The sequence below is a fragment of the uncultured Mycobacterium sp. genome (genome assembly GCF_964249325.1).
Classification (GTDB): Bacteria; Actinomycetota; Actinomycetes; order Mycobacteriales; family Mycobacteriaceae; genus Mycobacterium.
The window spans coordinates 1-9431 of record NZ_CAXUCH010000171.1 but is presented as its reverse complement, the minus strand read 5'-3'; the positions used below and the strand labels follow the sequence as shown (position 1 = coordinate 9431).

At 66.5% G+C, this 9431-nt stretch carries 8 protein-coding genes and 1 pseudogene; 4 read left to right on the top strand and 5 right to left on the bottom strand.

Features of this window, described 5'->3' with window-relative positions; genetic code table 11:
• The 3 genes from ACFE99_RS18320 to ACFE99_RS18310 all read right to left on the bottom strand — a co-directional run.
• Positions 1-785: hypothetical protein (locus tag ACFE99_RS18320; RefSeq protein WP_375487750.1), on the bottom strand; the 785-nt coding region annotated here is incomplete at its 3' end.
• Positions 786-805: 20 nt separating this feature from the next.
• Positions 806-3658: an RND family transporter gene (locus tag ACFE99_RS18315; RefSeq protein WP_375487748.1), complete on the bottom strand. Its 2853-nt coding sequence runs from the start codon at positions 3656-3658 to the stop codon at positions 806-808.
• Between the two features lies 1 nt (position 3659).
• The gene (locus ACFE99_RS18310) at positions 3660-4058 is read right to left on the bottom strand and encodes a hypothetical protein (protein ID WP_375487746.1); all 399 of its coding nucleotides are present in this window, start codon (positions 4056-4058) and stop codon (positions 3660-3662) included.
• Between the two features lie 591 nt (positions 4059-4649).
• Here ACFE99_RS18310 and ACFE99_RS18305 point away from each other — a divergent pair.
• A complete protein-coding gene (locus tag ACFE99_RS18305; RefSeq protein ID WP_375487744.1) occupies positions 4650-5855 on the top strand; it encodes a sensor histidine kinase in 1206 nt (401 codons plus the stop codon).
• Positions 5856-6521, top strand: coding sequence for a response regulator (locus ACFE99_RS18300; RefSeq protein ID WP_375487742.1), 666 nt, complete (start codon positions 5856-5858; stop codon positions 6519-6521).
• 25 nt (positions 6522-6546) lie between these two features.
• Here the strand turns inward: ACFE99_RS18300 and ACFE99_RS18295 are convergent, their stop codons facing one another.
• Entirely contained in the window at positions 6547-7170 is a 624-nt protein-coding gene (locus ACFE99_RS18295; RefSeq protein ID WP_375487740.1) for a TetR/AcrR family transcriptional regulator, read from the bottom strand.
• Positions 7171-7267: 97 nt separating this feature from the next.
• Here ACFE99_RS18295 and ACFE99_RS18290 point away from each other — a divergent pair, with 97 nt between their 5' ends.
• The gene (locus tag ACFE99_RS18290) at positions 7268-8638 is read left to right on the top strand and encodes an NAD(P)/FAD-dependent oxidoreductase (RefSeq protein WP_375487738.1); all 1371 of its coding nucleotides are present in this window, start codon (positions 7268-7270) and stop codon (positions 8636-8638) included.
• 16 nt (positions 8639-8654) lie between these two features.
• Here ACFE99_RS18290 and ACFE99_RS18285 read toward each other — a convergent pair whose 3' ends face one another.
• Positions 8655-9284 carry a carbonic anhydrase gene (locus ACFE99_RS18285; protein WP_375487736.1) on the bottom strand — a complete coding sequence of 210 codons (630 nt, stop codon included), beginning with the start codon at positions 9282-9284 and terminating at the stop codon, positions 8655-8657.
• On the opposite strand from ACFE99_RS18285, the pseudogene ACFE99_RS18280 reads away from it, so the two are divergent.
• Positions 9283-9431, top strand: a pseudogene (locus tag ACFE99_RS18280) (A/G-specific adenine glycosylase); the annotation flags it as partial. The gene ACFE99_RS18285 and the pseudogene ACFE99_RS18280 overlap by 2 nt on opposite strands.

Sequence of the window (9431 nt, the reverse complement as noted above, 5' to 3'; positions counted from 1 at the left end):
CAGGTGAAGACGGTGCGCCGCCGCACGAGAAACGGCGGCGGGCCGACCGGCGGCGGAGCGGCACCAGGCGGCCGGGCACCCGGCGCCGGCGCCTGAGCCAAAATGAACGGAACCGGAGCCGAGCGCAGGTTGCCCAGCTGCACGACGAGGTTGTAGGTGCCGGGCCCGATCGGTGGCCGCGGCAGCGGGCAGTGCGGGGCCGACCCCATGCCGGTCCACGTCACCGCGGTGGTCACCTGCTCGCCGGGCGCGAACGTCTTGACCAGGGTCTCGTTCGACGGTGCACAGTCGAGGTTGGACCACAACCGCTTGCCGTCCAACGAGTAGACGTAGGCGGCCAGCACCGCTGCTCCCACATCGCGCTTGCAGGACACCAACCCGATGTTGGTGACGACCATGGTGAATTTCGGCTGGTCACCGATGACGTACTGGGGTTGGTTGGTCAGGCCTTTGACGGCCAGCGTCGAGTCAGGGCAGTCGTCGCCCTCCTTGAGCACCGGCGGCGGTTGCACCGCAGCGGTGGGCGTCTCAGGGGCGCCGACGTTCGGGGCTGCCGGCGGCGCAGCCGGTGGCTGAACCTGTGGCTGCACGATCGGGGACTTTGCGGGCGGCGCGGCGGTCGGCTTTTCGGACGCGGTGGTGTTGGCGCCGGCACTGCTGCTCATCACAGCGACGACGATCGCGACCACGATCCCGATCACAACGACCGCAATGCCCAGCGCCAGTCCCCTGCGCCGCCAGTAAATTTCTGGCGGTAGCGGGCCATGCGGCTCTAGATCCAGCACATTCACACCGTAAGCCCAGGTCACACCGATGCGAGCGACCGCACTCGGCGTGTCGCTGCACCAGCAACAGTGACCGGCCGGATCCGTGGTGTGGTGATACGCCGCGGCCACCAGAACCAGCGCCCCAGCAACGCCACCATTGACGGCATCAAAAATGTCCGGACGATCAATGTGTCCAGCAACAGGCCCACCCCGATGGTGAGACCGGTCTGCGCGACGGGGAGCACTGTGCTGGCCATCAAGGCGAACATCGTGATCCCGAAGACGATCCCGGCGGTGGTCACCACCCCGCCTGTGCCGGCGAAAGCCCGGATTAGGCCGGTGCCGATCCCGGCCGGGGCCTCTTCTCGGATCCGCATTGCCAGCAGCAAGTTGTAGTCGGCGCCCACGGCCACTAACGCGATGAACGCTATCGGCGCGGCGGCCCAGTGCATTTCGTGGCCGAGCAACTGCTGCCAGACGAGCCCGCTGACGCCCAGCGCCGAGGCGTAGGAGACGATGACGGTGCCCACCACCACCGCTGCCGCCACCGGGCTGCGCAGCATGATCGCGACGATCAGAAAGATCAGCACCAGGGTGGCCGCCACCAGCAAGACGATGTCGTGGCGGACGTAAACCTGAAGGTCGCGGGTGACCGGCCCCCCCCCCGCCAAGTCGACCGCTGTCGGCGTGAGCGTGCCTTCCTTGGTCGCTTCGGCGACCGCTGTCTCGATCTGCCTGGCGCGCTCGGCACCGTCGGCACCCCATTCCTGCCGGTCGCCGTACACCAGCAGATACGTCGCCCCGCCGTCCCGAGACACCAAGTCATTCAATGCTTCCCGGTATCTCGGGTCGGACAACGCTCGAGACGGCAGATAGAATCCGCCCGCCGCGCTGCCCCGGAAACTCGTGTCGATCTCTCGCAGGTAGTCGGTGAGCTGGTGCAGCCGAGGGGCAAAGGAGTTCACCGCGTCCCGCAGTTCACTGGTCGCGGCCCGGGCCTGGCCCAGCACGCCGCGCATCGACTGCAGCGTCGAGGGCACGGCGGTCAGCGCTGTTGTTGCCACGCCTGATCCAGACGTCAGTTTGCCCGCGCCGGTGGATAATTCAGCGGAGCTGCGGACCACGCTGTCGACGGGCTCGACGACGCGAGCCACTACCGCGCAGATCGGATTCGCCGGGCAGTCCGGTGTGCCGTCGACAAATCGGCGCAGCGGGTCCAGATACCCCGAAACGGTGGTGACGCTGTCCTGTAAACCAGTCATCCCCGCGCGCATATCGTCGGCGCCCGAACCGATTTCACGCAGCCCCGCAGCGCCGCCGGCCATACCGCGGCCTAACTGGTCCACGGCGCTGCCCAGCCGGGCCAGCATGCCATCCAGGTCGCCCACCCGTTGAAGCCGCTCGACGAGCGCGTCCACGTCTGCCCCAAGCTGGTCGCCGAGCACTCCGCTCTGGTAAGTCAGGGTTGCCTCGTCAGGCACGGTGCCAGCCGGTCGGCTGGCCGACTGCACCGTTCGCACGCCGGGTATCGCCATGATTTGCCGGGTGATCCGCTCGATGGCGATCAGCCCGGGCGGATTGCGCAGATCGTGGTCGGCCTGGACGGTCACGATGTCGGGCAGCAACCGGTTCGCCTGGAAGTGCCTGTCGATGGCCGCATAACCGAGGCTGGACTCGGCGAGGCGTGGGGTCGCCGCCGGTTCGTTCCAGCCTGTCCGCATGCCCGCAAGCGGCAGCATCAGGACGACAATCAGTGCGCCGCTGGCCACCATCACCGGTCCGGGCCAGCGCGCGACCGTCACGCCGATGCGTCGCCACCGGCGAGCGATAGTCGAGCGCCGCGGCTCCAGCAGACCGCGGCGGCTAGCCAGACCGATCAGTGCCGGGATCAGTGTGAGCGCCGCCAGCATCGACGTCAAAACGCCTATGGCGCAAGGCATTCCCACGCTGCGGAACAACCCCACCTTGGCCAGGCTCAAGCAGGCCAGCGCGGCCGACATGGTCAACGCCGACCCGACGATGACGGGTGCGACGCCGCGGTAGGCGTCCACCAGTGCGGCCCCCGGGTCGATTCCGCGCCGCCGGCCCTCGTGGTATCGGCCGATCAAGAAGATGGCGTAGTCGGTGCCAGCACCCAGGATCATCGCTGCGATCAACGCAACCGAGAACAGCGACACCTCGGCCAGACCGTGCTCGGCGAACGCCGCGACCACCGAACGGGCCACAGCCAGCGCCAACCCCACCGAGATCAGCGGGATGGCCGCAGCGACCGGTGAGCGGTAAACGATCAACAGCAATGCCGCGATCACCGCCACCGTTGCCGCGGTGATAACCAGCATCTGGTGGTCAATCGCGGCGAACTCGTCGGCGATGGTGCTACCGGGCCCGGTGACGTACACGTGCAGGCCTGCGGGCGGCCCAAGACGGGCCGCCGTGTGGCGGACCGCGGCAACTGAGTTGCTGGCCTGCGATGTGCCCAGCATCCCCGACAACCGCAGCATCACGTCGGCGGCCTGGCCGTCGAGGCTTTTCGCCGCGGATTCGGTGATTGGTGCCGCCCACAGATCGGTGACGGAGTTCACATGCTCTGTGTCGGCCCGCAACGCAGCCACAAGGGCGTCGTAGTATCGACGGTCGTCGGCCTGCAGCGGCCGGCCCCGCTCCAGCACAACGTAATTGAGGTTGTTACTCGATGCATCGCCGAACAGTTCGGCCGACCGCTTGGCAGCGATCGAGCTCGGCGCGTCGACGGGCATGAAAGAACGGGAGTGCGAGCCGACAACCCGCTCCAGCTGAAGCACGGCCAGGTTTCCGGCCGCGGCCATCACGATCCACCCGAGGACGACCAGCGCGGCGTAGCGGCTGGTGAAATGCGCGATGCGGGCGAGCATTTCAAGCCGCGGTCTGCTGCGGCACCGCCTCGTCACTCGCGGCGCTGCCGACTGCCTCGACAAGCCGCTGCTCGTCGCGCCGCAGGGCCCGCATCCGGACCGAAAGACCGCGCGGCGGGCTCATTAGCAGTGCGCTGAGGAGGAGTCCTCCGCTCACGGCCAGGGGGATGCTCCACGCGCGACGTAACGCTATGGCAGTTCCGCATCGGTCGACGAAATGGGTTCCAGCCGAGTCCGCGATCAAGGACTGGCTGAAAGCGCTGTGAAAGCCACTTCCGCAATTGATTTGGAAGCCCCACTGGTCGAAGTCACCGAGGAAGACGGGGAACCGCATTGCGAAGAGACCGCCGATCAGCAGCAGAAGACCAACGGCGAGCATCAGCAAGCGTCGATTGGACATATTCGCCAGTGCGGTCATTATCGGCGTTGCTGACTTTGCGCCCACCAGCGGGGAACTCGGATCTATTGCTCGTCCCGTCGCAGAGGGTTCCAGGAAGTCCAAGCGGGCTGGATAGTGTCGCGGCGCCCGGAGATCTAGCGGTGAAATCCTGAGCACTGCCGGCGTGGCGGCGACCGCCGGGATAGCGCCGTTCCTCGAAGGGTCGGGCCGTAGCTGTCCGGCGGCTGGGCTTCGACCAGGGTCGTGTTCGGCGACGAAGTCCGGGGCCGGCTGCGTTCCAACCTCGATGAGTGCTGAAACCGGTTCGGAAACCACTTCTTCGTAGGTCTTGGTTCGTGTGGCTGGTATTACAGACATTGCAGTGCCTCCTAAAACCGCGGCGGCATAAGGGTTTTCGCGACTCCGCTCGGTCGGGGCGCTATTAAGGCCATCCGCTCGTGCAGGTGTGTCGATGTCATGTCAGTGACGCTAGGCAACTCCCGGGCGCCTGGCGTCGTGCCACGGTTCGGTTTTTGGCCTCCTACCCCAGTCGGAATTCCGATCCGCCTGTAGGACGATGTGTGCGGCGTCGATGCGCTCTACGATGGGCCGATGATGCGCGTGACAGAACATGTGCGCGATCGGATCCGCCAGCGTGATGAACTGATACCGCCAGGGTTTTCCTGGTCGTTCGGCATCATGATCGACGCCACCACGGTACTGATCTTGATCGGGTCGACGCTGCAGCGCAGCAGCGCTGATCTGCCAGCGGCCGGAGTTGCGGCGCTGGTGGGCGTCTCGCCGATGCTGCTGCTGTTTTTGTCGGGAGTCAAATACAGCCCGGGGCTCGTCTGGGGGACGTCCTGGACTGCCACCGTCATCTTGCTGTTTGCGACGTCGACGCCCGTTGCCAGCGACTTCGCTCCGCTCCTCTTGGTAATGATGGTGGGTTGCGTCGCGGCCCTGGCCGGCGTGATGTGGGCGGCGCTTTCCTTCGGGTCGGCAGTGGCGCTGTTGGTGGCGGCTTCGACGGCTCATCGCCTAGACGGGCTCGCGCTGTACCTGAGCTTCGTTGCGATCGGTTGGCTCTCTGGGTATCTGATGCGCATCCAAGCAGAGTTGCTGGTCAAGCAGCAGGAGATGCAGGCAGACCTTGCCGCGCACGCCGCCGCCGACGAGCGGCGGCGGATCGCCCGCGAGGTGCACGACGTTATCGCGCACTCGCTGTCGGTCACGATGCTGCATGTCACCGGGGCCCGCCACGCGTTGCAGCGTGACCGCGATGTCGACGATGCGGTCACCGCACTAGTCGACGCCGAGCGGCTGGGCCGGCAGGCAATGGCCGATATCCGGCGCACGGTCGGGCTGCTCGACACGGGCCCGACGAAGATGGTGCCAGAACCCGGGATCGCAGATATTCGTGACCTGGTCGACGATTTCGTGCAGGCGGGGCTGCAAGTCTCGCTGCAAACTGAAGGCCCCACCGAGCAGGTGTCGGCGGCGGTAGGCCTGGCACTCTACCGCATCACCCAGGAGTCGCTGGCTAACATCGCCAAGCACGCTCCTGACTCGAATGCCAGTGTGCGGCTGGTTATTTCACCGTCGACAGCAGTGCTGGCCGTCGTCAACGAACTGCCGGTCGCGGTACCCGCCGGCTCGCCGTCGGCCGACGGCCGCGGACTAGCAGGTATGCGCCAACGAGTCGAACTGCTCGGCGGCATTCTCGACGCGGGCCCCTGCTCCGACGGGTGGTCGGTGCGCGCTGAGATCCCGCTGACCGACGACCCGAGGCCTCGACCGCGGCGGTGTGCACGCTGAATGGATACCCCCGAGATTTCGGTGGTGCTGGTCGACGACCAGGATCTGGTCCGCTCGGGCCTGCGCCGAATCCTGCGGCGCAAGGACGGGTTCGTGATCGTCGCTGAATGCTCCGACGGCGACGAGGTTTGCGCCGCGGTCGCCGAACATCGTCCCGACGTGGTGGTGATGGATTTAAGAATGAAGCGAGTCGACGGGATCGAGGGCACCCGCCGGCTTGCCGGTGCAGGTTCGCCGCCGGTGCTGGCGCTGACCACCTTCAACGACGACGAGCTGCTATCCGGTGCGCTGCGCGCTGGCGCCTCGGGCTTCGTGCTCAAGGACTCGTCGGCAGAGGAGCTCATCCGCGCGGTGCGCGCCGTCGCGCAGGGCGATGCCTACCTCGACCCCGCGGTCACCTCACGGGTGCTCTCCACCTACCGGCGGGCCGCCGGCGAAACCCGCGCCGAAGCCGTCGCGGAACTGACCGCACGCGAGCGCGACGTCCTTAGGCTGATTGCCCAGGGCCGGTCCAACGCCGAAATCGCCGAGGAACTCTGCATTTCCGAGGTCACCGTGAAAAGCCACATTGGCCGCATCTTCGTCAAGCTCGAGCTACGCGACCGGGCAGCGGCCATCGTCTACGCCTACGACCACGGCATCGTCACACCGCGATACCAGGTCTAAGTCATTCCATTGCGCGCCAGTACTTTTAGCGGCCGGCCTGTCGTTGGACGAGTTCGGACAGCGTGACTACGCCGCGAGCTACTTGGGCGGCCGTTGCGTCAGGGTCAGCGTGATGCAAACCGGGCAGGTTTGCCGTGAGCGACAGGGTGGCAATGCCGTGGCTCAACGACCAGCCAACCAAGACAAGGTCCAGAACGTCTTCGTCAGGTACGTTTCCCGAGCGGTGGGCGGCGAGACTGGTGCGAGCACTGCCATACATGATGTCGAAGGCAGCATCGCGGGCCGCGACAAGTTCCGGGTCGTCGGTGCGGTACAGGTAGGGACGAAACATCACCTCGAAGTAACCAGGGTAGGTCAGCGCGAACTCGATATAGGTCTGGCCACCGTGCATGAACCCCTCGGGGCCAGCCGCCGTGGTTCCTATCATCTCCGCCGCCAGCCGGAACCCCTCCGTTGCGACCGCGGTGAAGATTCCGGCCTTGTCGCCGAACTGGTAGGCCAGCGCGGCATGAGAAACCCCGGCCCTGCGCGCGATGCGGCGCATACTCACCGCCGCGACGCCGACCGTCTGTATCTCTTCGACGGCGCCGTCGATGCCCGCCCGCCTCAGTTGTCCATGGTGGTACGGCCGCGACTCCTCTGCAGTCACGACCAATACCGTACCCAACGAATCTAACCATTGATAAGTTCCACAGCACCTGGCAGACTTACCAACGGTAAGATACTCGGAGTCGCCGGGAGAAGCCATGGAGCTGTTCGATGTTGCCATCGTCGGCGCACGCTGCGCGGGTTCACCGCTGGCAACCATGCTGGTACGCCGCGGCCTTCGTGTTTGCCTGCTCGACCAGGTGCGCTTTCCCCATGAGACGCCGTCGACGCACGTGATGCAGCCCTGCGGCGTGCAGATTCTGCGGGAACTGGGTGTCCTTGATGAGGTCCTGGCCGCCGGGGGCGTGCCGCTGAACCGCTTCACGCTGATCAACGACGACGTCCACATCGACGGCAAAACCGATCCACCACAGTTCCCCGCGCCCGGGTTGTGTATGCGCCGGCTGACACTTGATGTGCTGCTGGTCGAGGCGGCGGCCAGGGCCGGCGCCGACGTACGCACCGGCTGCCGGGTCACCGGGCTGATGCACGACGACAGTGGCCGCGTGATCGGCGTGCGAACCGACCAGGGTGATGTGAACGCCCGGCTGGTGGTCGGTGCCGATGGCCGGCATTCGATAGTCGCGGCTTCAGCGGGTGCAGCCGAGTATCTCGTCACCGCACCCGGCCGATTGCCCGCCTGGGCCTACTTCGAGGGCGTCGACGACCGCGAGGGACGGCTACGCATTGGCCGGCAAGGCGAGCACGCCTTCCTTGCCAGTCCGACCGACGGTGGACTGTACATGGCCGGTATCGCGGCCGACATGGCGAGGCAGAACGCATTTCATGCGGACCGGGATCGCAAGTTCACCGACGGTCTCACGCGCTGGCCCGAGCTTGCCGATCTGCTGGCAGGCGCCAAACGGGTTGGGCCTATCCGGGTAATGACCAACTGGCACGGCTACTTTCGCCAGAGCGCTGGGCCGGGGTGGGTGCTGGTCGGCGACGCCGGGCACTTCAAAGACTTCACCGCGGCCCAAGGCATGTCCGATGCCCTGCGGCAGGCGGCTCGACTGGCCGAAGCCATCATCACCGGCTTCGATTGTGCCGCCGGACCTGACGGTCAGCTGCGACAGTGGTGGCGCTGGCGCGACCGAGATGCCAACGAGATGTATTGGCTGGCAAAGGATATGGGCGCGCCAGGGGTATCATCGCCGTTGGTCACCTGCCTGCTGCGCGACATCGCTCACGATCCAGCGGCAACCGAGGCGCTGGCGCGTGTCCTCAACCACGAATTGCCACCGTCGAAGCTCTTCACGGTACGCCGGCTGGCCGTAGCCGCGGGCCATGCTTTGCGCGCTCGACCGGGCCGGAGTCGAGCCACTTTGCGTGAGATAACCGGTGCGATTAAAGACGAGATTTACCGCGCCAAGTCCCGTCACACGATGCCGCATGGGATGACTGCGCCGCCCTGGCGCAGCATTTTGGGCAGCCGACGTCAGAGGACGCTCGCGCAGGCATCAGCGTGACCTGACGCATTGAGGCTCAGCCCGCGGGCTCCTCACCGATATTGCCGATGTGATCCCGCAGCACCGCCCGGCCCTCGGCCAGCCGGTAGGTGAAACAGGCGATCGCCAGTGTGCCGGCGGCCACCCGGTCGGCAATGGCGGTCGAGCGGGCCAGAAGCTGCGCCGCGGTCTCGCGGACATGGCGGGCCTCGAAGTCGTCTACCGATGTCAGCCCGTCGCGGCGGCCCAGCAGGATCGACGGCGTCACCCGCTCCACCAGGTCGCGCACATAGCCGCCGGGCACCGCGCCGTCGTCAAGCGCGGCGAGGGTGGCCTTGACGGCGCCACAGCTGTCGTGGCCCAGGACGACGATCAGCGGCACGTTGAGCACCGACACCGCGTACTCGATCGAGCCCAGCACGGCGGAGTCGATGACATGGCCGGCGGTGCGCACCACGAACGTGTCACCGAGACCCTGGTCGAAGATGATCTCGGCGGCTACCCGGCTGTCGCCGCAGCCGAACACCACGGCGGTGGGGCTCTGCCCGCCGGCAAGGCTGGCCCGGTGCTCGACGCTCTGACTGGGGTGTTGGGGCTTGCCGGCGACGAATCGCTCGTTACCCTCCTTGAGTGCCTTCCACGCGGCTACGGGATTGGTATTGGGCATGGCGCATATTCTGCCGTACCCGCCGATGAACATCCCGGCGACCGAACTGCTCGACTGGTACGAAGGGGCAAGGCGCGACCTGCCGTGGCGGCGTCCGGATGTCACCCCGTGGCAGATCCTGGTCAGTGAGTTCATGCTGCAGCAGAC